General features: G+C 68.6%; 19 protein-coding genes and 1 pseudogene. 12 read left to right on the top strand and 8 right to left on the bottom strand.

Annotated features, from left to right (window positions below):
- Positions 1-73: 73 nt before the first annotated feature.
- Entirely contained in the window at positions 74-3,892 is a 3,819-nt protein-coding gene (locus AB4Y94_RS17280) for a multifunctional oxoglutarate decarboxylase/oxoglutarate dehydrogenase thiamine pyrophosphate-binding subunit/dihydrolipoyllysine-residue succinyltransferase subunit (protein WP_441729255.1), read from the bottom strand.
- A 135-nt stretch (positions 3,893-4,027) separates the two neighbouring features.
- Here AB4Y94_RS17280 and AB4Y94_RS17285 point away from each other — a divergent pair, with 135 nt between their 5' ends.
- The 5 genes from AB4Y94_RS17285 to AB4Y94_RS17305 all read left to right on the top strand — a co-directional run bounded on the left by AB4Y94_RS17285 (position 4,028) and on the right by AB4Y94_RS17305 (position 8,997).
- Complete coding sequence (locus AB4Y94_RS17285) at positions 4,028-5,467, top strand: GuaB1 family IMP dehydrogenase-related protein (protein WP_441729256.1); 1,440 nt, start codon at positions 4,028-4,030, stop codon at positions 5,465-5,467.
- Positions 5,468-5,577: 110 nt separating this feature from the next.
- Positions 5,578-6,951 (top strand): hemolysin family protein, encoded by a 1,374-nt coding sequence (locus AB4Y94_RS17290; RefSeq protein ID WP_441729257.1) that lies wholly within the window; start codon positions 5,578-5,580, stop codon positions 6,949-6,951.
- Entirely contained in the window at positions 6,948-8,006 is a 1,059-nt protein-coding gene (locus AB4Y94_RS17295; RefSeq protein ID WP_441729258.1) for a hemolysin family protein, read from the top strand. Before AB4Y94_RS17290 ends, AB4Y94_RS17295 begins: the two co-directional genes overlap by 4 nt.
- Positions 8,007-8,066: 60 nt before the next feature.
- Positions 8,067-8,444: a VOC family protein gene (locus AB4Y94_RS17300; protein WP_441729259.1), complete on the top strand. Its 378-nt coding sequence runs from the start codon at positions 8,067-8,069 to the stop codon at positions 8,442-8,444.
- Between the two features lie 175 nt (positions 8,445-8,619).
- Positions 8,620-8,997, top strand: coding sequence for a VOC family protein (locus tag AB4Y94_RS17305; RefSeq protein ID WP_441729260.1), 378 nt, complete (start codon positions 8,620-8,622; stop codon positions 8,995-8,997).
- Between the two features lie 67 nt (positions 8,998-9,064).
- Here AB4Y94_RS17305 and AB4Y94_RS17310 read toward each other — a convergent pair whose 3' ends face one another.
- Positions 9,065-10,177: an NADH:flavin oxidoreductase/NADH oxidase gene (locus tag AB4Y94_RS17310; protein ID WP_441729262.1), complete on the bottom strand. Its 1,113-nt coding sequence runs from the start codon at positions 10,175-10,177 to the stop codon at positions 9,065-9,067.
- Positions 10,178-10,199: 22 nt separating this feature from the next.
- Here AB4Y94_RS17310 and AB4Y94_RS17315 point away from each other — a divergent pair, with 22 nt between their 5' ends.
- From AB4Y94_RS17315 to AB4Y94_RS17335, 5 genes and pseudogenes are all read left to right on the top strand, one after another.
- Entirely contained in the window at positions 10,200-11,087 is an 888-nt protein-coding gene (locus AB4Y94_RS17315; RefSeq protein WP_441729263.1) for an ADP-dependent NAD(P)H-hydrate dehydratase, read from the top strand.
- 234 nt (positions 11,088-11,321) lie between these two features.
- The gene (locus AB4Y94_RS17320) at positions 11,322-12,584 is read left to right on the top strand and encodes a glycosyltransferase 87 family protein (RefSeq protein ID WP_441729264.1); all 1,263 of its coding nucleotides are present in this window, start codon (positions 11,322-11,324) and stop codon (positions 12,582-12,584) included.
- Positions 12,585-12,587: 3 nt separating this feature from the next.
- Positions 12,588-12,896, top strand: a complete 309-nt coding sequence (locus AB4Y94_RS17325) for a thiamine-binding protein (RefSeq protein WP_441729265.1) — start codon at positions 12,588-12,590, stop codon at positions 12,894-12,896.
- Positions 12,897-12,951: 55 nt separating this feature from the next.
- Positions 12,952-13,596: a GNAT family N-acetyltransferase gene (locus AB4Y94_RS17330; RefSeq protein ID WP_441729266.1), complete on the top strand. Its 645-nt coding sequence runs from the start codon at positions 12,952-12,954 to the stop codon at positions 13,594-13,596.
- A 104-nt stretch (positions 13,597-13,700) separates the two neighbouring features.
- Positions 13,701-14,967: pseudogene (locus AB4Y94_RS17335) on the top strand (MFS transporter).
- 40 nt (positions 14,968-15,007) lie between these two features.
- On the opposite strand, the gene AB4Y94_RS17340 reads toward AB4Y94_RS17335, so the two are convergent.
- The 6 genes from AB4Y94_RS17340 to AB4Y94_RS17365 form a co-directional block, all read right to left on the bottom strand.
- Complete coding sequence (locus AB4Y94_RS17340; RefSeq protein ID WP_441729267.1) at positions 15,008-15,664, bottom strand: response regulator; 657 nt, start codon at positions 15,662-15,664, stop codon at positions 15,008-15,010.
- A gap of 62 nt (positions 15,665-15,726) precedes the next feature.
- Positions 15,727-17,004 carry a hypothetical protein gene (locus AB4Y94_RS17345; protein WP_441729268.1) on the bottom strand — a complete coding sequence of 426 codons (1,278 nt, stop codon included), beginning with the start codon at positions 17,002-17,004 and terminating at the stop codon, positions 15,727-15,729.
- Positions 17,001-18,170, bottom strand: coding sequence for a sensor histidine kinase (locus tag AB4Y94_RS17350; RefSeq protein ID WP_441729269.1), 1,170 nt, complete (start codon positions 18,168-18,170; stop codon positions 17,001-17,003). The genes AB4Y94_RS17345 and AB4Y94_RS17350 overlap by 4 nt, the downstream gene beginning before the upstream one ends.
- 61 nt (positions 18,171-18,231) lie before the next feature.
- Positions 18,232-19,434, bottom strand: a complete 1,203-nt coding sequence (metX, locus tag AB4Y94_RS17355; protein ID WP_441729270.1) for a homoserine O-acetyltransferase MetX — start codon at positions 19,432-19,434, stop codon at positions 18,232-18,234.
- An 89-nt stretch (positions 19,435-19,523) separates the two neighbouring features.
- Complete coding sequence (locus AB4Y94_RS17360) at positions 19,524-20,855, bottom strand: bifunctional o-acetylhomoserine/o-acetylserine sulfhydrylase (RefSeq protein WP_441729271.1); 1,332 nt, start codon at positions 20,853-20,855, stop codon at positions 19,524-19,526.
- Positions 20,856-21,005: 150 nt separating this feature from the next.
- Positions 21,006-22,109 (bottom strand): acyltransferase family protein, encoded by a 1,104-nt coding sequence (locus tag AB4Y94_RS17365; RefSeq protein ID WP_441729272.1) that lies wholly within the window; start codon positions 22,107-22,109, stop codon positions 21,006-21,008.
- Positions 22,110-22,147: 38 nt separating this feature from the next.
- Here AB4Y94_RS17365 and AB4Y94_RS17370 point away from each other — a divergent pair, with 38 nt between their 5' ends.
- Both AB4Y94_RS17370 and AB4Y94_RS17375 read left to right on the top strand, forming a co-directional pair.
- Positions 22,148-22,969 (top strand): SDR family oxidoreductase, encoded by an 822-nt coding sequence (locus AB4Y94_RS17370; RefSeq protein WP_441729273.1) that lies wholly within the window; start codon positions 22,148-22,150, stop codon positions 22,967-22,969.
- A gap of 49 nt (positions 22,970-23,018) precedes the next feature.
- The gene (locus AB4Y94_RS17375) at positions 23,019-23,543 is read left to right on the top strand and encodes a phosphoribosyltransferase (RefSeq protein ID WP_441729274.1); all 525 of its coding nucleotides are present in this window, start codon (positions 23,019-23,021) and stop codon (positions 23,541-23,543) included.
- Positions 23,544-23,606 lie beyond the last annotated feature (63 nt).

The following is a 23,606-nucleotide window of genomic DNA, read 5'->3' on the forward strand; positions in this document are numbered from 1 at the left end:
TTGTTGGGGTTATAAGGGCGCTATAACCCTGACAAGTGCAGGTTCGCGTGACAGGGTGGGGCGGGGCGGGGCGCTAGGGGAGCGTCAGCGCGTTCCGCAGGAGTTCCGCCTGCTCCACGGCGTGCCGCTTCGCGGACCCGGCGGCGGGGGAGGCCGACGGCGGCCGGGAGAACAGGCGCACGGCACGCGGGCCGAGCTTGTTGGTCTCCAGGTAGAAGAACGGCCAGGCACCCTGGTTCTCCGGTTCGTCCTGCACCCACGCCAGTTCGGCGTCCGGGTACTGGTCGGCGATCGCCTTGAGCTCAACGCCGGGCAGTGGGTAGAACTGCTCCATCCGCACCAGCGCGATCTCAGGGTTGGGGTTCTTGTCCAGTTCGTTGAGCAGGTCGTAGTAGAGCTTGCCCGCCATGAACAGCACGCGCTTGACCGCGCCCTTGTCCTGGATGCGGGCGTCGTCGATCACCGGCTCGAACTTGCCGCTGGTGAAATCAGCGACCTCGCTGGTCGCACCGCGCAGGCGCAGCATGGCCTTGGGGGTGAAGACGATCAACGGGCGCCGCGGACGCATGTACGCCTGGCGGCGGAGCAGGTGAAAGTACGACGCCGGGGTCGACGGCCGCGCCACGGTCATGTTGTTCTCCGCGCACAGCTGCAGGAAACGCTCGATGCGCGCCGACGAGTGGTCGGGACCCTGGCCCTCGTAGCCGTGCGGCAGCAGCAGGACGACGGATGACCGCTGGCCCCACTTCTGCTCGGCACTCGACACGAACTCGTCGATCACGGTCTGGGCGCCGTTGGCGAAGTCGCCGAACTGCGCCTCCCACAGCACCAGCGCGTCCGCGCGTTCCACCGAGTAGCCGTACTCGAAGCCCATGGCCGCGTACTCGCTGAGCAGCGAATCGTAGATCCAGAACCGGGCCTGGTTGTCGCTCAAATTGGCCAGCGGCAGCCACTCCTGGCCGTTGATCCGGTCGTGCAGCACGGCGTGGCGTTGCACGAAGGTGCCGCGGCGGGCATCCTGACCGGCAAACCGCACCGGCGTGCCCTCGAGCAGCAACGAACCAAGGGCGAGCAGCTCACCGAAGCTCCAGTCGATGTTGCCGTTCCGGCTCATCTCCAGGCGCTTCTGCAACAGCTGCTGCAGCTTGTTGTGCACGGTGAAACCGGCCGGTTTGTTGTTGAAGGCGTCACCGATCAGCTGGATCACCCCGTCGGAGACGCCGGTCGTGTCGGGTTCCCCTTCCGCTGACGTCGTGGCCGAGGTTCCGACGGCGCCGGCTTCGCCGCCGGTGGTGGGGGTGATGGCCGGCATCGAACCGGTCTGCGCGGCGTGGGTCTCCATGAACGCGCGTTCGAGGCGGTCCTGGAAGTCGCGGTGCGCGGCCTCGTACTCTTCCTCGGTGATGTCACCGCGACCGACCAGGGCCTCGGTGTACAGCTTCCGCACGCTCCGCTTGGCTTCGATCAGGTTGTACATCAGCGGCTGTGTCATCGAGGGGTCGTCGCCCTCGTTGTGGCCGCGTCGGCGGTAGCAGACGAGGTCGATGACGACGTCCTTCTTGAACTCCTGGCGGTACGCGAACGCGAGTTCGGCGACGCGCACCACGGCCTCGGGGTCGTCCCCGTTGACGTGGAAGATCGGCGCCTGGATCGTCTTGGCGACGTCGGTGGAGTACACCGAGGTGCGTCCCTCGCCGGGAGGGGTGGTGAAGCCGACCTGGTTGTTGATGACGATGTGGATGGTGCCGCCGACGCGGTATCCGCGCAGTTGCGACATCTGCATGGTTTCAAGCACGATGCCCTGGCCGGCCATCGCCGCGTCACCGTGGATGAGGATCGGCAGGCTGGAGAAGGTGCCGATGGGCTTGCGGTCCTGTTTGGCGCGCACGATGCCCTCGACCACGCCGTCCGCCGCCTCGAGGTGGGACGGGTTGGCCGCGATGGAGACCGGGATCTCCTCACCACCGGCACCCCGGAAGGTGCCTTCCGTGCCCAGGTGGTACTTCACGTCGCCGGAGCCCTGCACGGTGCGCGGGTCCTGCGTCCCCTCGAACTCGCGGAAGATCTGCCCGTAGGTCTTGCCGGCGATGTTGGTCAGCACGTTCAGCCGGCCGCGGTGCGCCATTCCGATGACGACCTCGTCGAGCTTGTGCTCTGCAGCGCCCTGCAGGATGGAGTCGAGCAGGGCGATGGCGGACTCGCCGCCCTCCAGGCTGAAGCGCTTCTGGCCGACGTACTTGGTCTGCAGGAAGGTCTCGAACGCCTCGGCTTCGTTGAGCTTGGCCAGGATGCGCATCTGCTCATCGTGGGTCGGCTTGACGTAGGCCTTCTCCATCTTGTCCTGGAACCACTTGCGCTGCGCCGGGTCCTGGATGTGCATGTACTCGACGCCGGTCGTCCGGCAGTAGCTGTCGCGCAGCACGCCCAGGATGTCGCGCAGCAGCATCAGGCGCTTGTCGCCGAACCCGCCGGTGACGAATTCGCGGTCGAGGTCCCAGAAGGTCAGCCCGTGGGTGGAGATCTCCAGGTCGGGGTGCGAGCGCTGCATGTACTCGAGCGGGTCGATGTCAGCCATCAGGTGGCCGCGAACCCGGAACGAATTGATCAGTTCCTGCACCCGGGCGGTCTTGTCGATGGCGCTGGCCAGGTCGACGCTGATGTCGGGCGCCCAGTGGATCGGGTCGTACGGGATGCGCAGCGCGGCGAAGATGTCTTCGTAGAAGTGGTGCCCGCCGATCAGCATCTCGTGCACGAGCTTGAGGAACTCGCCGGAACCCGCGCCCTGGATCACCCGGTGGTCGTAGGTGCTGGTGAGGGTGATGGTCTTGGAGATCGCGAGGCTGGTGAGCGTCTTGAGGCTGGCACCCATGAACTCGGCCGGGTAGTCGAGCGCGCCCGCGCCGATGATGCAGCCCTGGCCCTTCATCAGCCGGGGGACGGAGTGCACGGTGCCGATGCCGCCGGGGTTGGTGAGCGAGACTGTCGCGCCGGAGAAGTCGTCGGCGGTGAGCTTGTTCTTCCGGGCACGGGCGACGACGTCCTCGTATGCCGCCAGGTATTCGCCGAACGTCATGGTGTCGGCGCGCTTGATCGCGGGGACCAGGAGCGCGCGGCTGCCGTCGGGCTTGGGGATGTCGATGGCGATGCCGAGGCCGACATGGGCGGGGGCGATGACCGACGGCTTGCCGTCGACCTCGTCGTAGTAGACGTTCTGGCTCGGGAACATCTTGAGCGCCCGGATCAGCGCCCAGCCGATGAGGTGGGTGAACGACACCTTGCCGCCACGGGCCCGCTTCATGTGGTTGTTGATCACGATGCGGTTGTCGATCAGCAGCTTCGCCGGGATGGTGCGAACGGATGTGGCGGTCGGCACGGTGAGGCTGACCGCCATATTGGCGGCCAGGGACTTCGACATGCCGCGAAGCGGGGTGACGACGTCCTGCACGACGGGGGCGGCGCCCTCGGTGACGACCTGCTGCGGGCTGGTGATCGGGGCGTCGGCGGGAACCGGCGACGGCTTCGGCGCGACCGAGGTGGTGCGGGCCGTCGGCTGCGCGCCGATGGTCGCGATCGGAGTGGTCATCGGGGCCGGCTCGGCCGGGCTCGGTGCCGGTGCAGCGGACGCAGGCCCGGAAACCGGTGCCGGTGCAGCGTGTGCCGGCGCAGCGTGTGCCGGTGGAGCGGCGGGCGCCGTGGCATTCGCTGTGCCTGGCTCGCTCGTCACCCCCGTGGCGGTCTGGTGGTAGCTCTCAAGCACCGGCCACCAGGACTGGTCCACCGAGTGCTTGTCTTCGAGGTACCTCTCGTACATCTCGTCGACGAGCCACTCATTCGCCCCGAATTCACCCGACGTTGTTTCGTCGTGCCCGCTACCGGTCAACTGGCTTGACACAGCCGATCGCCCACTCTCTCCGTTGATTTTGGATGCCGCCCAGCAGTGAAGGATTGCCGGAGCAGTCGTACAGTCAAGCCTAATCCCATTGACAGAAGGCTGCAGTCACCGGCGCGGAGGGCTAGCGTTTGAGACATGCAGTTCTATGGACCAGCCCCCAGCCATGATCTGACCTACTCGGACGTGTTCCTGGTGCCGAGCCAATCAGAGGTCGCCAGCCGCCTCAGCGTGTCCCTCGCGCCGGGGGACGGCACCGGGGCGACCATCCCCATCGTCTCGGCGAACATGAATTCCGTCACGGGACCACGGTTGGCCGCCACCCTCGCCCGTCGGGGTGGGCTCGGCGTGCTGCCGCAGGACATGCGCCTGCAGGACCTCGACGCGGCGATCCGCTGGGTGAAGGCCCAGTCGGTGCGGTTCGACACCCCGCTCGACTTCGGCCCGGACGACACCGTCGCCACGGCTCTCACCCAGGTGCCCGCCGTCGCCGGACATGGCCTCGTGATCCACGACGCCGCAGGTCGATACCTCGGCTGCATCGTCGCCTCCCGGCTCGCGACAGCGCTGCCCGACGCCCGGCTCGGCGACCTGCTGCACGGTTCCCTCGCGGCGCTGGACGCCGACGACATCGACACCCCCCGCCGGGCGTTCGACCTCATGACATCCGCCGAGCTCGAGTTCGCGCCGGTCCTCAGCCACGGTGCGGTGATCGGCACCCTCAGTCGCACCAGCGCCCTGCGCTCGACCCTGTACCAGGCCGCCGTCGACGCCGACGGCCGGCTCCGCGTGGCCGCGGCGGTCGGGATCAACGGCGACGTCGCGGCGAAGGCGAAGGCGCTGGCCGCCGCCGGGGTCGACGTGCTCGTGATCGACACCGCCCACGGCCACCAGGCCGGCATGATTCGCGCACTCAACATCGTCTCCGACCTCGGACTGGGGATCCCGATCGTCGCGGGCAACGTGGTCACCGCGGACGCCGTCGACGACCTCATCGAAGCCGGTGCGAACATCCTCAAGGTCGGCGTCGGCCCGGGCGCCATGTGCACCACTCGGATGATGACAGCCGTCGGGCGCCCGCAGTTCTCCGCGGTCATGGAGACCGCAGAGGCGGCGCGTTCCCGCGGCGGGCACGTCTGGGCGGACGGCGGCGTGCGCTACCCCCGCGACGTCGCGCTGGCGCTGGCCGCCGGCGCGTCATCCGTCATGATCGGCTCCTGGTTCGCCGGAACGATTGAGGCGCCCGGCAGTTTGAACACGGATGACTCCGGCCGGCTGTACAAGGAAAGCTGGGGGATGGCGTCGACCAAGGCGGTGAAAGAGCGCTTCGAGCGGCTCGACCCGTACGAGTTCGCCCGGAAGACGCTGTTCGCGGAGGGCATCTCGAGTTCGAAGATCTACCTGGATCCGCTGCGGCCGTCGGTGGAGGACCTGCTCGACATGATCACCTCCGGGGTGCGCAGTTCGTTCACCTACGCCGGCGCCTCGACCGTCGACGAGTTCCACGAGCGTGCCCTGGTCGGGCTGCAGTCCGCCGCCGGCTATGAAGAGGGCAAGGCGCTGCCGGTCTCCTGGTAGCGGTGTTTGCGGAGGGTGGCCCGGTATAGTGGGCGGAACAATGGACGACCCCCCTTCTGCGCAGTCCCCCGGTCATAGATCCTCGCCCGTGTATCGGTGGCGGGTGAGCCATGTTTGAGTGGATACTGCTCGGCGTCGGCCTCATCCTGACCGTCGGCACGGGCCTTTTCGTAGCCAGCGAGTTCGCACTGGTCAACCTCGACCGGTCGGACCTGGAAGCCCGTCAGGAGCGCGGCGAGAGCCGGCTGGCGATGACGATCGCTGCGTTGAAGATCACCTCGACCCACCTGTCCAGCGCCCAGCTCGGCATCACCCTGACCACTCTGCTCACCGGGTACACGATGGAACCGGCGATTTCGTCGCTGCTGGCCGGCCCGCTCGAGCTGGTGGGCTTCGCGGACGCCAGCGCGCGGGTCATCGGCACCACGATCGCCATCGTCGTCGCCACCCTGCTGTCGATGATCATCGGCGAACTGGTCCCGAAGAACTTCGCCCTCGCGTTGCCGATCCAGACCGCCAAGCTGGTCATCCCGTTCCAGACGATATTCACCGTCGTGTTCAAACCGGTGGTGCTGCTGCTCAACAACAGTGCCAACGGTCTACTGCGGTCGGTCGGCATCGAGCCGAAAGAGGAACTGTCCGGGGCCCGCACCGCCGAGGAGCTCTCCTCGCTGCTGCGGAGGTCCGCCAGTGCCGGGCTGCTGGAGAAGGACACGGCAACGCTGCTCAACCGCACCCTCCTGTTTTCCCGGCACACGGCATCCGATGTGATGACCCCGCGTCCGCGGGTGGCCAGTATCCAGCGCACCGACTCGGCGCAGGCGGTCATCCGACTGGCCAGGCAGACCGGCTTCTCGCGGTTCCCGGTGATCGATGAAAGCGCGGATGACGTGGTCGGCATCGTGCACGTCAAGCAGGCTGTCGGCGTGCCCCGCCAGCGCCGCGCCGACGTGCCGGTGTCGGCCCTGCAGTCCGATGCCCTGCGGGTGCCAGAGACCATGAAGCTCGATATGCTGCTGGAGGAACTCCGCGGCCGCGGCTACCAGATGGCCGTGGTCGTGGACGAGTACGGCGGAACCGCCGGCGTCGCCACCCTGGAGGACCTGGTCGAAGAGCTGGTCGGCGAGGTCGCCGACGAGCACGATCGCACCCGCGCCGGCGTGGTGCGCTCGCAGGACTCGCTCACCTTCCCTGGCATGCTGCGTCCCGATGAGCTCCTCGAACGCACCGGCATCCAGGTGCCGGAGGACGGGCCGTACGAGACTGTCGCCGGCTTCGTCATGAGCGAACTCGGCCGGCTCCCGGTTGTGGGCGACACCGTGCCGGTCGAGGGTGGCGAGCTGCGGGTCGAGCGACTCGACGGCCGCCGGATCGACCGGCTGCGGTTCACGCCCGACACGCTTGACGAAGCGGATGCCGCCACCCCGGCCGACGCCGACCGTGGCACTCCCGCGAACACCGACGCGAGGGGGGCGAACCGATGAGCGACTGGGCCGGCATCCTCTGGCTGGTGGTGCTCCTGGTGGGCAACGCCTTCTTCGTCGCCGCCGAATTCGCGGTGATCTCGGCACGCCGCTCGCAGATCGAGCCGCTCGCCGAGGCGGGCAAGCGCAGCGCCAAGACGGCGCTCTGGGCGATGGAGCATGCCACCCTCATGCTGGCAACCAGCCAGCTCGGCATCACGGTGTGCTCGCTGCTGATCCTGAACGTGTCAGAGCCGGCGATCCACCACCTCCTCGAGGCGCCGCTCGGCCTCACCGGCTGGCCGGAGGAGTTAATCGGAGGCAGCGCGTTCTTCGTCACATTGTTCCTGGTCTCCTACCTGCACGTGGTGTTCGGTGAAATGGTGCCGAAGAACCTCTCATTCTCCATTCCCGACCGGGCCGTGCTGCTGCTGGCCCCGCCGCTGGTGTTCTTCGGGCGCATTTTCAAGCCGGTGATCGTTGCCCTGAACGCGACGGCCAACGGGATCGTGCGACTGTTCAGGGTCGAACCCAAGAACGAGGCCACCAGCACCTACACGCTCGAGGAAGTGGCGACGATCGTGTCGCAGTCCACCCGCGAGGGGGTGTTGATGGACAGCACCGGCGCACTCAGCGCCGCCTTCGAGTTCACCAACCGCAAGGTGAAGGATGTCGCGGTGCGGCTCGGCGACCTGGTCAGCCTGCCCGAGAAGGCCAGCCCTGCGGACGTCGAGAAGGCCGTCGCCAAACACGGCTTCTCCCGTTATGTCGTCGTCAACGTGGCGGGGGAGCCCACCGGTTACGTGCACCTCAAAGACGTGCTTGACCTGGAGGATGTCGTTGCGGACACGGGCCAACCGGGCTACACCGCGCCGGTGCCGGCCAAACGCATCCGTCAGCTCGTGTCGATCTTCGAGGGTACGGACCTCGAGGATGCGCTGGCCACCATGCGGAGCTCCGGCGCGCACCTGGCCCGCTCGTTCACCACCGAAGGGGAGACCACCGGGGTGCTGTTCCTGGAGGACATCATCGAGGAACTCGTCGGCGAAGTGCAGGACGCGACCCGGCGCAGCTGACCCTGTTTCCCGATCGCTCTCCGGCGTACAGTGTCACCGGGGAGAAGGAGAGGATTTCTCATGTTAAGCAATCTGCCGGTCAACACCGTGCTGGCGGCCCAGGACCTGGCGCGGGCGCGGGCGTACTACTCGGAGAAACTGGGACTGGAGCCGGCCCTGGAGCGACAGGACGGGCTGATGTATCGGATGCAGGACGGGTCGAGCTTCATGCTCTACGAGACGGGCAACGCGGGGTCGGCGAAGAACACCCAGATGTCCTGGGTCACGCAGGACCTCGAGGCGGAGATGGCCGAACTCCGTGGGCGCGGTGTCGTCTTCGAGGACTACGACTTCCCCGGATTGAAGACGGAGGACGGCGTGGCCACGATGGAAGGCCTGAAGGGGGCGTGGTTCATCGACAGCGAAGGCAACATCCTCTCCCTTGCCCAGGAGCTCTAGTCGGCACCCGCCCGGGCCCGTCTCCGCGAAACCGCACTTGTTGGGGCTAAGACGCGCTGATAACCCCATCTAGTGTGTTTTCGCGCGCCCGGGCATGCGTGCTGCGGCAGATCTCGGGGTGTGCCGCAGGATGCGAGGAGCGTACGCTGTGACTCGAGGAAAGAGAGGATTTCTCATGTTGAGCAATATGTCCGTCGGCGCGGTCCTGCCGGCGAAGGACCTGTCCCGGGCGCGCGCGTACTTCTCGGAGAAGTTGGGCCTCGAGCCGTCGGAGGAGACCGCGGGCGGCCTGATGTATCGGATGCAGGACGGCACCGGCTTCCTGCTGTACGAGACCGAGAACGCCGGGTCGGCGAAGAACACCACGATGTGCTGGACCGTTAAGGACATCGACGCGGAGATGAGCGAACTCCGCGGCCGCGGCGTCACATTCGAGGACTACGACTTCCCCGGGTTGAAGACGGAGAACGGCGTGGCGACGATGGACAACGAGAAGTCGGCCTGGTTCGTCGACAGCGAGGGCAACATCCTCTGCATCGCCCAAGATCTCTAACTCGCCACTCGCCCCTCGGCTCCGCGAATCTGCACTTGTTGGGTTTATGACGCCCTCATAAGCCCAACTACTGCGGGTTCGCGGGGGTGGAGGGCGCGGGCCAGCGGGCGCGATCGTATTGCGGCGGCCAATAGTCGAGGTCGACGCCGAGTTCGTGCGCGGCCCGAAGCGGGAAGTGCGGGTCGCGCAGCATCTCCCGGGCGAGCATCACCGTGTCAGCCTGCCCGGTCGCGACGATTTCCGCGGCCTGCTCGGGTGTCGTGATCAGCCCGACGGCGCTCACCGGCACATCCGCTGCGACCTTCACGAACTGCGCGAACGGCACCTGGTATCCCGGTCCGAGCGGAATCCGCACCCCGCCGACATTGCCCCCGCTGGAGATGTCGAAGAAGTCAGCGCCGGCGTCACGCGCCCAACCGGCGACAACGGATGTCTGCCGAGGGTCCCAGCCGCCCGGCGCGTAGTCGGTGGCGGAGAGGCGCACGAACAGCGCCACCCGGTCGCCGACCGCCGAACGCACCGCGCGGACCACCGCCAGCAGCAGCCGGGCGCGGTTCTCCAGGGAACCGCCGTATTCGTCGGTGCGCTCGTTGCTGAGCGGGGAGAGGAACTGGTGCAGGAGGTAGCCGTGGGCGCCGTGGAGTTCGACCACGTCGAAGCCGGCAGCCACCGCACGGCGCGCGGCCGAAGCGAAATCGGTTACCACCCCGTCGATTCCGGAGGAATCGAGGGCGACCGGCGGCTCGTACCCGGGGAACGGGAGGGCTGAGGCGGAGACGGTCTGCCAGCCACCGTCGACGATCGCCATGGTGCCGCGCCGGTCGTGGCCCCAGGCCGGCCAGACCGAGGCTTTGCGGCCGGCGTGGCCCAGCTGGATGCCGGCCGTTGCGCCCTGCGACTGGATGAAGCGCACAATCCGCGCCCAGGCAGCGGCCTGTTCGTCGTTCCAGATGCCGGTGTCCGCATCGGAAATGCGGCCTTCCGGGCTGACCGCGGTCGCCTCCGCCATGACCAGGCCGGCGCCCCCGGCGGCCATCGACCCCAGGTGGACCAGGTGCCAGTCCTGGGGCACGCCGTCTTTCCTGAGGATCGAGTACTGGCACATCGGGGCGACCCAGATCCGGTTGCGCATGGTGACGGAACGCACGGTGATCGGGTCGAACAACGAGACGGGAGGCACCAGGACAACCTATCGTGAGTGCATGGCGAAACCGCGGGAATGGCTGGAATGGGCGGCCGAGGAGGCGCGCGACTGGATCGCCGTGCCGACCAGGGCCGACGACAAGTACTCGCGCGGCGTGCTCGGCGTGCGCACCGGGTCGGACGAATACCCGGGTGCCGCAGTGCTGGGTGTCGAGGCGGCGATGCGCGCCGGTGTGGGGATGGTGCGCTACCTCGGCCCTGCGCGTGCCGCGGACCTGGTCCTGGCCCGTCGCCCGGAGGTCGTCACGGAGCCCGGGCGGGTGCAGGCCTGGCTTCTCGGCTCGGGGATGAGCGCCGCGTCCCGCGACCCGGCGACCACCGCGGCGGTCGATGCCGCTCTCGCCGAACGACTGCCGACGGTGGTCGACGCCGGGGCACTCGACCGCGTGAAGAGGGCAGGCGGCGCGCCTGAGCCCGGCAACACGCGTGAGCCCGGCGGCCCGCTGCCCCTTGTGATCACCCCGCACGCACGCGAACTGTCGTCACTGCTGGCCGGCCACGGGACCACCGTGACGGCCGCCGAGGTCGGGGCCCACCCCGCCGAGTGGGCCATCCGCGCGGCGAAGCTCCTCGGTGTGACAGTGCTGCTCAAGGGCTCGACGACCCACGTCGCGTCACCCTCCGCCGCCCGGCTCACCGTGTCCGGGGCGACCGGCTGGCTGGCGACGGCCGGTACCGGGGACGTGCTCGGTGGCATCCTTGGCGCGCTGGTGGCGACCCACGCAGAGCTGGCGACAACGGATGCCGATGCGCTCGCCGCCCTCGCCGCCACCGCCGCGCTGATCCACGGCCACGCCGCGAGCCGGGCATCCGCGGGGGGACCGATCACCGCGCTCGGGGTCGCCGAGGCGGTGCCGGCCACGATCGCGGCGCTCCTCGCCGGCTGATTCGCCGGCTGACGCGCCGGCGGGCTCGCCGCGCTCCTCGCCGGCGGATTCCCCGGCTGGCTCCCCGGCCGACTCGCAGCTCCGCCACTGCACCGGACGACGTGCCCGCACCCTGGTGGCCAACCTTTCTGACCCAGGTACGAACAGGGGCCACGGACATGAATGGTGGGCCGCGAGCGCCGGATCCGGCGCGGGCCACGCCGCGAGCCCGCCCCGGGTGTGGGAAAGTGAAGCGTGCACTTTCCACCCGCCCTCCGGTCCCGCACGGCGGGACTCTGGGGTGCGTTCCTGTTCGTGCACGCGGTGCTGATCGTGCTGTGCCGGTTCGCACCCGGCTGGCCGCTCGGCGACATCGACCGGGTGTACCTGGGTTGGGCGCGGGCCGCGGCATCCGGCGGCCCGATCGTCGGCATCTCGACCGAATTCGTCTACCCGATCCTCGCGTTCGTGCCGATCTTCCTCGCCATCGCATTCGGCCCGGCCCCCTACGCGCTCACCTGGCTCGGAATCGTCACGGTGCTGAACGGGGTGGCCTTCGCGGTGTTGATCAGGCCTGCGCCAGGCGCAGCCGGGCCCGGCCGATGGCGGCGGCGCGCCGCCTGGTGGTGGCTCGCCTTCCTGCTCCTGCTCGGGCCGATCGCCCTGGCCCGCATCGATTCGGTCACGGTCCCGCTGGTGATCATCGCGCTTCTCTGGCTCCGCACCCGGCCGCTCTGGGCCACGGTCCTGCTGACCGTGGCGACCTGGGTGAAGGTGTGGCCGGCCGCCGTGATCGCCGCGCTCCTGGTGTCCTCGACTCGTCGTTGGCGCGTGCTGGCGGCAGCGGCGGGGACCAGCGCGCTGATCATCGCGGCTGCGCTCAGCCTCGGCAGCGGCGGCAACGTGTTCAGTTTCGTCGGACAGCAGACCGCCCGCGGAATTCAGATCGAATCGCCGGTGGGCCTGGTCTGGATGTGGCAGGTCGCGTTCAAGGTCCCGGGCGCCATGATCTACTACGACCGGGAGATCCTCACCTTCCAGGTCACAGGCGCCGGGATCGATGTGGCGATCGCACTGATGACTCCGCTGCTGGCGCTCGCCGCGGCATCCGTGCTGGTCATCGGCGCCCTCGCGGCGCGCCGCGGTGCGCGTTTCGAGTACCTGTTCCCGCCGCTGGTGCTGGCGCTCACGGTCACCCTGATCGCGTTCAACAAGGTCGGCTCCCCGCAGTTCCTCGGCTGGCTCGCGGCCCCCGTGATCCTCGGCCTGGTCGTGAACGGCCGCGCGTGGCGCACGCCGGCTCTCATCGTGGCCGCACTGGCCGCGCTCACCCAGGTGGTGTATCCCTATCTGTATGACTGGCTGCTGGTGGCGAACCCGGTGATGGTGCTCATGCTCAGCGCGCGCAACCTGCTCGAGTTCGTGCTGCTCGGGTGGGGCGTGTGGCGGGTCGCCGCCGCCGGCTCCCGCCGCGCCGGTCTCCCCGGCATCCCCGCCCACGCATTGCAGAAGGAGTAAGTCATGTTGGTTGCATTCTCGGTCGCCCCGTCCGGTTCCACCGGCGACGAGGGCTCGGTGCACGACGCCGTCGCGGCGGCTGTGCGGGTCGTCCGCGACTCCGGCCTGCCCAACCGCACCAACTCCATGTTCACCGAGATCGAAGGCGAGTGGGACGAGGTCTTCGCGGTGATCAAGGCCGCGACGGATGCCGTCGGCCGGTTCGGTCCGCGAGTGGCGCTGGTGTTGAAGGCCGACATCCGCCCCGGCAGGACCGGGGAACTCACCGGCAAGGTGGAGCGGCTGGAGAAGGCGCTCAGCGAACAGGACTAACGCCGCCCCGGGGGCGGCGGCGAGGGGGCTGTGGCGGCCTTGCTATCGTGTGGCCATGTCCTTCCTGAACCCCGTCACGTTGTCCGGCGACTTGGTCACGCTCGAACCGCTCTCCCGTGAGCACCGCGATGATCTGGTGGCCGCGGCAGAAGACGGCCGTTTGTGGGAGCTCTGGTACACCTCGGTGCCGAGGCCGGAAGGGATGGCGGCCGAGATCGACCGCCGCCTCGGGCTGCTGGATCGGCAGTCGATGCTGCCATTCACCGTGCGCCTGGGCGCCACCGCCGGGGTCGCGCCAGGCGGGACGATCTGCGGGATGACCACGTTCATGAACGCCGACGCCGCGAACCGGCGGGTCGAGATCGGATCGACCTGGACATCCGCCGGCGTGCACCGGACCGGAGTCAACGCCGAGAGCAAGCTGCTGATGCTCACCCACGCGTTCGAGACCCTCGGCTGCATCGCCGTCGAGTTCCGCACCCACTGGATGAACCAGCAGTCACGGGCAGCGATCGCGCGCCTCGGCGCCAAGCAGGACGGCGTGTTGCGGAACCATTCCCGTTCCGCCGATGGCAGCCTGCGCGACACCGTGGTGTTCTCGATCATCGAATCGGAGTGGCCGACGGTGAAGCAGGGGCTGCGGTTCCGTCTCGCGCGTCACGCCGCCGAGGCCGGCCGCGACAGTGACGCGCAGCCGTGACACGCGCAGCCGTGACGCCGCAGTAGTGACGCCGCAGGCGTGACCCCGACCCGTTACCCGCACCCGTAACATCCCGGCAACCGGCACGCTTTAGGTTGGACGGCATGCCCTCCACCACCGACGGGCCGACGCAGCTGTCGCCGGCCCGAATTCGTCTTGCCCTGCTCGCCCTCGCCATGGGCGGGTTCGGCATCGGTGCGACCGAGTTCGTGGCGATGGGGCTGTTGCCGAACCTGGCCGCCGACCTGCTGCCGACCGTTTACGCCGCGTCGCCGGAGAACGCGAACGCACAGGCGGGCCTGCTGATCTCCGCCTACGCGCTGGGTGTGGTGGTGGGCGCGCCGAGCATCGCCGCAGCCGCTGCGCGCTGGCCGCGGAAGCAGCTGTTGCTGGTGCTGCTGACCGCGTTCACGCTCGGCACGATCGCGTCGGCCCTGTTGCCGAGCTTCGGCCTGGTGCTCGCCGCGCGCTTCGTCGCCGGGCTGCCGCACGGCGCCTACTTCGGCATCGCATCGCTGGTCGCCGCCGACCTGATGGGCCCGGGCAAACGGGCCAGGGGTGTGGCGTTCGTGCTGTCGGGCCTCACCATCGCCAATGTCGTCGGCGTTCCGGTGATCACCTGGCTGGGGCAGCTCGCCGGTTGGCGGACGGCGTACCTCCTCGTCGCGGCGCTGTTCGCGCTGACCTTCGCCGCCGTCGCGTCCGCAGTCCCGTTCCAGGCCGGCGACAGCGGCGCCACCATGCGCAACGAACTTCGCGCCTTCGGCCGGCTCCAGGTCTGGTTCGCCCTGGCGATCGGGGCGATCGGATTCGGCGGGCTCTTCGCCGTGTACAGCTACGTCGCTCCGCTGGTCACTGAAGTGACCGGGCTCGGGGCCGGCGCCGTGCCGCTGGTGTTGGTGGTCGTCGGCCTCGGCATGACTGTGGGCAACTTCGCCGGCGGTGCTCTGGCCGACCGGAGCGTCCGGCGCAGCATGTACGCGTTCTTCGGCGTGCTCATCGTGGGGCTGGCCGGGCTGGCGCTGTCTGCCCAATTCCTGGCCGGCCTCCTGATCGGCGTGTTCCTGATCGGTGCGGCGGCATCCGCCCTGTCGCCGACCATCCAGACCCGGCTGATGGATGTCGCGCACGGCAGCCAGTCCATCGGCGCGGCACTGAACCATTCGGCGCTCAACATCCCTCGGCGGCGTCGCGATCGCGGCCGGACTCGGCTACGTCGCCCCGATCTGGATCGGGCTCGGGCTCAGCGCCCTGGGCCTGGGACTTGCCGTGGCGACATTCGCCCTGGACGGGTCACGCCGCCGCAACGGCGTGGTCGTGCCATACGGGACCGCGTCGGTCGCCGTGTCGCGGGTATCCGCTTCACGCTGACGCCGAGGTCGCCGGCGGTATCGACGGGGATGAAACGCTGCTAGTCGGTCTGCAGCAGGATGCCGTCCTGGATGGCGCGCTTGCGGAGGGCCACCTTGGTGCCGACGTCGAAGCCCGCCAGGCGGTACTTCTCGCGGATCCGCTTGAGGTACGACTTCGCCGTCTCCTCGGAGATGCCGAGCTGGTATGCGACCGCCTTCACCGGTTCGCCTGCGCCGTACAGCGCCATCACCCGGCGCTCCTGTGCGCTCAGCCGGGGGGAGCCGCCTTCGGTGACGGCGTTCAAGGCCAGGTCAAGCTCGGCGGAGATGTATGACTCGCCCTTGGCGGCGGCGCGGATAGCCTCGACGATCATGCTCGCCTCCTCGCTCTTGACCAGGTAGCCGAGGGCGCCGGCAGCCAGCGCCTCACGCACCAGTGCGGGCTCGGAGTAGGTGCTCATCAACACCGTCTTCACGCCCGTGGTCTTCAGCGTCGAGATCTTGAGCGACACCGGGATGTTGTCTTTAAGGTCGAGGTCGAGCAGGACCACGTCGACGGGAAACTCCGGATGGGCCAGGAGCCCCGACCAGGTGGTCACGGCCGCCACCATGTTGATGTCGTCCGCGGCGCCACGGATCCATTCGGTCAGAGCCCCGAGCAGCATCTTATGGTCGTCTACAAGTGCCAGTCGGATGGATCCGTCTGCATTCGTCACTGTTGCCTCCTGCTGTTTTGCACCATCGCGGTGCCCCCCTGCCGCGCATCACGCATCACGCATCACGCATCCGCCGGATTGTCGACCCGGCACTCGATGTCCACGCGGAGACTACCGTCTCGAATGGCATCGACATGTGGGCCGACGACACGAATAGCTTCCCACGTCTCGGGGTCCACCCTCCGACGCGGCACACCGGTGGTGGTCAATTCGATCGGGAATCGCACCGACCGGTCGCCGGCGAAACCATGCGTCGGCGAGATCGGGCCGAGGGTGAGGCGCACAGTGGCGGAGGTGCGGGTGGCGTCGCCGATCAGCAGCCAGAGGGTGAGCAGAAGCGCGTCCCGTTGGGCCGGCGCGAGGAGTCCGGCCAGCCCGCTCGGGTCGCGAAGGTCGACGGCAGGGGCGAGGAACTCGGATTCGGTGATGGCGTGGTGCAACCAGGTTTCGGTGCGGCCCTCGATCAGGTGCAGCCGCAGCTGGGTGGCCAGCGACGCCGCGGTGGTGGAGGTCTCCTGGTCGAGCGGCAGCGGGATGCGTTCCTCGGCGACGCCGTCGAGCAGGCGCTCGGCATCGAGGTCGAGCTTGGCGAGCTGCTCCGACGCGAGCATGCCGACGGCGTCCCGTGGCTGGGACACGGTGCTCTGCACCAGCACCAGGTCGAGCTCGAGTTGCACCATGCGGCGGAAGGCCCGCACGATTGCGACGCCGAGCACGGGCGGAACGACCGCCAGCGCGATCGCGAGGATGTCGGGAGCCAGGGTGAGCGGATCGCTTCGGGCGCCCAGCAGGGCGACCACGAACATCGCGCCGCCCAGGATTCCGCTGGCCACCAGGATGTCGCGGGTCTCCCGCAACGTGACGAACCCGGTGAGCAGGGCGCCGACCGCGGGGGCCGCGGTGGGATAGACGCCGCTGTCGGCCAGGCCCCAGCATCCGACCAGGTCGAGAACGACCACGACGGCGCCGGCGACCATGGCGGTGGCGAACATCCACCGTGGTGGGCGGCTGGGGCGCTGCTGCGCGATGAGCAGGGCGCCGACCGAGGCCGCACCGAGGATGATCCAGGCCACCAGGCTGGGCGAGGGGAGCGATGATGGCGCCCACTGCAGGGTGAACCGCCACAACAGGAACACCGCGATCACGCCGCCGGCGAACACCATGCCGATGCCGAGGTGGCGGCCGCCGAGGCCGTTCTGGTTGGCGCGAGTGGTCTTCACGGTGCGCTCCGGGCGGCGGAAACCGGGTCGCCGGTCGTACAGCCGTCGTTCCCGCTTGGCCTTGCCCTCGCGCCCGACCGCGATTCCGAGCGTGTTCTCCTGGATCGTCGAGCGGCTCACTTGGGCACCTCCAGCACCACCGTGGTTCCGGAACCGGGCGAGGAGAACAGCCGCGCGTTGCCGCCGACGTCCCGCAACCGGGCCACCACCGATTCGGCGAATCCGAGTCGTTCGCTGCCCACCCCCCCGAGGTCGAATCCGACTCCCGCGTCCGTGACCATCGCACGCACCGTGGTGTCGTCATCCGTGATCGTCACGTCTGCGCGCTTGACGCCGGAGTGCCGGCGAACATTCTCGAGGCATTCGCCGAGAGCCAGCAGGAACGAGTCCAGGACAGCGCTCGGGAGCAGCACCTGCCCGCTGCCGTGCCAGTCCACGTCGAGGCCCATCCGGCCGAACCGCTGCCTGACCGACTCCAGGGTGTTGCCGAGCGTGAAATCGGTGACCGGTTCGAGGGTGTAGACGCCGGAGCTGCGCGGCATCGGAAGCCCGCCCAGCCGCAGTTGGCGGAGCAGCCTGGCGTCGTCGCCGGCCTGCTGGCGGAGTGCGGCCGGGCTGACTCCGACGCCGGAGTGGGCCAGCAGCGTCAGCGTCGCAAGGACGGTGTCGTGGAGCAGCCGGGCGTCCTGCCGGCGTTCAGCCTCGAGCTCGCTGGCGTGCCGCTCGGCGCGGTGGGCGCGGCCGATGGCGGCGATGCGCTGCATCACGCGCGGCACGCTCTGGCTCACCCACCAGCCGCCGACCGCGGCGCCGAACCACCCGCAGATGGTGAGCGCCAATGGGATGGGACTGCCGCCTGCGCTCACGGTCACCCCGATGACCGCGGCGAGTGTGCAGCCGAGGCAGGCCCCGAGCACGGCCAGGCGCGACATGCTCACCACCAGCACCTGGGCGACGCAACTCGTCGCACCGGCCGCGACCACCGCGATCACTGATTCCTCGACCACGTTCAGGCTGACGCCCGGGTGACTGCGGAGTCCGATCAGCAGGATCATGCCGATCCCGCAGGCGACGGTGAGCACGGCCCAGCGGATGCCGCCGGTGCGGCCGAGGAGGTACTGGCAGAGCCCGGTCAGCAGCACCAGGGCGATGCAGCCCAAGAGCGCGTCGGGCCCGAGACCACCGGGCACGAGCATGCAGGCCAACGCGGTGGCAGAACTCGCCAGACCCGCCATCCGTGCGGATTTCCGCAGCAGGCGATCGCGTTCTTTGAAGATGCGTTGCATGGTTGCCTGCTGAACTCCCCGTGGACTACGTTACACAGCACCATATCGGGCGGCGGCCCCCTTAAGGGAGCAACCGGCGTAGTTGGGTACTTACGGCGTCATCTTCAATGAGGAACCCGTCGTGGCCGAAACCGGAGTTCAACACCACCGGAGCCGAGCCGTCGATGTTGTTCGGGAGGTGCCGGGCGATCTCCTCCTGCCCCTCAACGGGGAACAGCCGGTCGCTGTCGATGCCGACGACCAGGCTCTGCGCGGTGATGCGCGACAGGGCGGACGCGACGCCGCCGCGCTCACGCCCCACATCGTGCGAGTTCATCGCCTCGACCAAGGTGATGTAGCTGTTGGCGTCGAAGCGGCGGGTGAATTTGTTGCCGTGGAAGTCGAGGTACGACTCGACGGCGAATCGTCCGCCGGCTCCGAGCGGGCTGATCTCGCTCTGCCAGCTGCGTTCGAATCGACTGTTCAGCTCGGTGGCGCTGCGGTAGTTCAACAGGGCCATCCGCCGGGCCAGGGCCAGGCCCCGGTTGGGCCCGTTGCCGGCCCGCGCGTCGTAGTAGTCCCCGCCCTGGAACAGGGGATCGGTGCGGATCGCTTCGATCTGAACCGAGTTCTGGCCGACCTGGTCTGCCGTCGTGACGGGCGGCGCCGCCAGGATCGCCAGCCGTTTCACCCGCGACGGTGCGGTGACGGCCCACTCGAGCGCGTGCATGCCGCCCATCGACCCACCGACCACGGCGGCCCAGGCGTCGATGCCGATGCGGTCTGCGAGGTTGATCTGCGCCGCGACCTGGTCGCGGATGGTGAGGTAGGGGAACCGCCCCGCCCACTCCGCGCCGTCAGGCGCCAGCGACGACGGGCCGGTGCTGCCCTGGCAGCCTCCGAGCATGTTGGGGGCGACGACGTACCAGCGGTCGGTGTCGATAGCGAGGCCGGGGCCGACGATACCGCTCCACCAGCCGGCCGTCGCGTGTCCTTTCCCGGCCGGGCCGGAGACGTGGCTGTCGCCGGTGAGGGCGTGGAGAACGAGCACCGCGTTGTCGCGCTCGGCGCTGAGTTCGCCCCAGCTCTCCCAGGCGATGCGCGCCGAGCCCAGGCTTCGGCCCGATTCGAGTCGCAGCGGGCCGGTGTCGGTGAAGGTGCGGCGCCCCACCGGGTCGCCGTCGCGCCAGGCACCCGTCGCGGGAGGCTTGCCGATCAGCGACCGCACCTGCGCTTCACTGATGAAGCTGGAGGGGGACGTGTCTGCCTCGGATTGCCATTCCATACGCTCCCATTCTGGCGGGTACGCAAATGCCCCGGGCGTTTGTTACACGCGCCGGGGCATCCGCTGCTGGTTCGCCAGTCCGGAGAAGGTCAGGCGTTGGCGCGCGACTCGTTCGTGACGGAGCGGGCGGCGGCCAGGCCGGTTTCGAGGTCGGCCTTGAGGTCGTCGATGTTCTCGATGCCCACCGAGAGCCGAACCAGGCCGGGGGTGACGCCGGCCGTGAGCTGCTGCTCGGGGGTGAGCTGCGCGTGGGTGGTGGACGCCGGGTGGATGACGAGGGAGCGCACGTCACCGATGTTGGCCAGGTGGCTGAACAGCTCGAGGTTGTCCACCAGCGCCCGGCCCGCGTCGACGCCGCCCTTCAGCTCGAACGAGAGCACCGCGCCGACGCCCTTCGGGGCGTACTTGTTCGCGGCGGCGTACCAGGGGCTGGTCGGCAGGCCGGAGTAGAAGACCTGGGCGACGTCCGGGTGGCTCTCCAGCCACTCCGCGATCTCCTGGGCGTTCTGCACGTGGCGTTCGATGCGCAGGCTCAGGGTCTCGATGCCCTGGATCAGCTGCCAGGCGCTCGCCGGGGCGATGGACGCACCGAGGTCCCGGAGCAACTGCACCCGGGCCTTGATGATGTAGGCGAGGCCGTCGCCGACCGCGGTGGTGTAGCTGGCGCCGTGGTACGACGGGTCCGGCTCGGTGAGCCCGGGGAACTTCTCCACGTTCTTCGACCACTCGAATTTTCCGCCGTCGACGATGATGCCGCCGATCACCGTTCCGTGGCCGCCGAGGAACTTGGTGGCCGAGTGCACGATGATGTCGGCGCCGTGCTCGAACGGGCGGATCAGGTACGGGGTGGCGATCGTGTTGTCGACGATCAGCGGAATGCCGGACTCGTGGGCGACGTCGGCGACCAGCGCGATGTCCAGCACGTTGATCTTCGGGTTGCCGATCGTCTCGGCGAAGAACAGCTTGGTGTTGGGGCGCACGGCGCGGCGCCACTCGTCGGCGTCGTCCTGGTTCTCGACGAAGGTGGTCTCGATGCCGAGCTTGGCCAGCGTGTACTTGAACAGGTTGTAGGTGCCGCCGTAGATCGAGCTGGACGACACGATGTGGTCGCCGGCCTGGGCGATGTTCAGCACGGCGAACGTCGACGCCGACTGTCCGGAGGCGAGGAGCAGTGCCCCGGTGCCGCCCTCGAGCGCGGCGACGCGCTCCTCCACGACGGCCTGGGTGGGGTTCTGGATGCGGGTGTAGATGTTGCCGAACTCGGCCAGGGCAAACAGGTTCTGTGCGTGCTGCGCGTTGTTGAACACGTACGACGTGGTCTGGTAGATCGGCGTCGCACGGGCGTTGGTGGTCGGGTCGGGGCGCGCTCCGCTGTGCACCTGCTTGGTTTCGAACTTCCAGTCTGCGGTGTTGTCGCTCATGGGTTGCCTCCGGTGTTAACTCGAGAAAACGTGGGGTGTGGTCTTCCGGCGCTGGGTAGTCCAGCGCCCTGGGGCGAGCCTAGGCACGCATCCGCTGAACGGCAATGACAACCGCAACACGGCGTCATCTGGGCGGGCCGAGACCGCCGTTCACGGCAGCCGGTCGCCGGGCGGAAGCACGATCGTGCCGGTGCGGGTTTCGGGCTGGGTGCGGAACAGCCACCGGGCGCGCGGCTGCACGAGGGGCCGGGTCAGCTTCTTCACGAACGGCTGCGCGAGCAGCAGCGAGATGGCAACGGCCAGCACGATCATCGCCGGCAGCACCCAGGCGGGCAGCGGGCCGTCCAGCACACCGCTCTCCCGCAGCGGGTAGAGCAGGAAGCTGTGCAGCAGGTAGATGTACATGGTGGCGGCGCCGAAGGCGGTGAACCAGGTGGTGCTTCGCGGCGTCAGCAGCAGGAACGAGACAATGAGTGCGAACGCAAGGAGCATGAGGCCCAGGCGGATGCCGCCGGCCCAGGCCTGGTCGTAGCCGAACGACCCGTACGGTTCGTCGTAGAGCAGGAAACGGCGAATCTGGATCGCTCGCAAAGCGTCGATGTTGGCTACGATGACGACAAGCAACGCCCCGAACAGGGCGATGGCGGCGCCGCGCCAGCGCCAGACCGCGGCGAGCCGCACCTCCAGCCAGCGATCGGTGATCTGCCACTGCCGCAGCTTCCAGCCGAAGACGAAGAACGGCAGCAGGCCCAGGGTGCGGGAGAGGGCGAAGCTGCTGTCGATCGAGTCGACGTATCCGGTCCCGACGGAGATGACGATCGCGATCAGCAGCGGATAGCGCAGCAGCACCAGGTAGGGGAGCGTCACCCGCCACACCGCCAGGGCGATCAGGAACCACAGCGTCCACGACGCGGTCGAATAGTCCAGCCAGAAGGCGCCGCCGAGCAGCCAGTGCACGACAGTCCAGATGGTCTCGAAGATGAAGTACGGGAACACGATGTCGGTCAGGAGCCGTTGCAGCTGGCGTGTGCCCGGGGGGCCTGACTTGGCGAAATAGCCGCTCACCGCCACGAACACCGGCACGTGGAACGCGTAGATGAACAGGTACGCCTCGTACGCGACATCCGAATCGCCGATCAGCTTCAGGATGGCGTGACCGACCACCATCAGGGTGATCGCGATCCATCGGCCGTTGTCCCACAGGGGAACCCGCCGTTTGCGTGGGGACGATGGACCGGAGCTGGGAAGTGTCATTGCCTCCATTCTCCCGGTCTCCCGCCAGAATGGGTGAGATGGGCGAACAGAATGGACCAACGGGTATGCGCAGAGTTGTGGTGACGGGTGCGAGTTCGGGTATCGGGGCGGCAACCGTGCGCCTGTTCCGGAGCCACGGCTGGGACGTCGTCGGCGTCGCCCGTCGAGCCGACCGGCTGGCGGCGCTGGCGGCGGAAACAGGGGCCGACGTGTTCACGGCCGACCTCACCCGGCAGGCCGACGTCGACGCACTGCGCGACCACCTCGCCGCGACCGGGCCGGTGCACGCGCTGGTGAACAACGCCGGCGGAGCGAAGGGACTCGACTCGGTCGAGAATTCCGAGATCGACGACTGGGCCTGGATGTTCGAGATCAACGTGCTGGCGGTGAAACGGGTGATCAGCGCGGTGCTCCCGCTGTTGCGCGCCGGGATCGCCGGATCGCGCGGTGAAGCGGATGCCGCGGTCAGCGCGGACATCGTCAATGTCACCTCGATCGCCGGTCACGTCGCCTACGTCGGCGGGGGCGGGTACAACGCGGCGAAATTCGCCGCGCATGCGATGACCGAGGTGCTGCGGCTGGAGCTGAACGGCGAGCCGATCCGGGTGATCGAGATCGCCCCCGGCATGGTGAGGACCGACGAGTTCGGGCTGGTGCGCTTCGACGGTGACCGGGAGAAGGCCTTCGCGGCTTACGAGAACGTACCGCATCCGCTCACCGCCGAGGACATCGCCGAGGTTATCGTGTCGTCGGTCGAACTTCCCGCGCACGTCAACCTCGACCTGGTCACCATCAAGCCGGTGGCGCAGGCGGCGCCGTCGCTGGTGGCCCGCGGCGAGCTGATGGTGCGCCCCCGGTGACGTCCGGCGCATCCGTTCGCCGCGGGAGTAGCGGACGTAGCATTGCGGGATGGCAACTGACACCGACAACACCGCGATGACCGAGCCGGAGCCGGCGCGGGAGGTACTGGAGTGGGCGGACTTCGCTGACGCCTCCCGGCGCCTCGCGACGATGGTGAAGCAGAGCGGATTCCACCCTGACGTGGTGATCGCGATCGCGCGTGGCGGGCTGCTGCTGGCCGGCGCCCTGTCGTATGCCCTCGGCACCAAGAACTGCGGAAGCATCAATGTCGAGTTCTACACCGGCGTCGACCAGCGGCTGCCCGAGCCGGTGTTGTCGGGTCCGATGCTCGACGCGCCGGCGCTCGCCGGCAAGAAGGTACTGGTCGTCGACGATGTGTCGGATTCGGGGCACACCCTGGCCCTGGTTGTGGCCCTGCTCCGCGACAGTGCCCTGGACAGCAGCGCCGCCGAGGTGCGCACTGCCACGCTGTACACGAAACCGCGGACCGTGCTGGTGCCCGACTACACCTGGCGGGAGACCGACGAATGGATCGTGTTCCCCTGGTCCGCGCTGCCGCCGGTCACGGTCTGACTCGACGAGCCCGTCGTGATTCCGGCGTTCACATTCCGGGGATCGCGGAATAGTCTGGGAGCA

Source organism: Glaciibacter sp. 2TAF33, from assembly GCF_052114945.1.
Taxonomy (GTDB): domain Bacteria; phylum Actinomycetota; class Actinomycetes; order Actinomycetales; family Microbacteriaceae; genus Cryobacterium.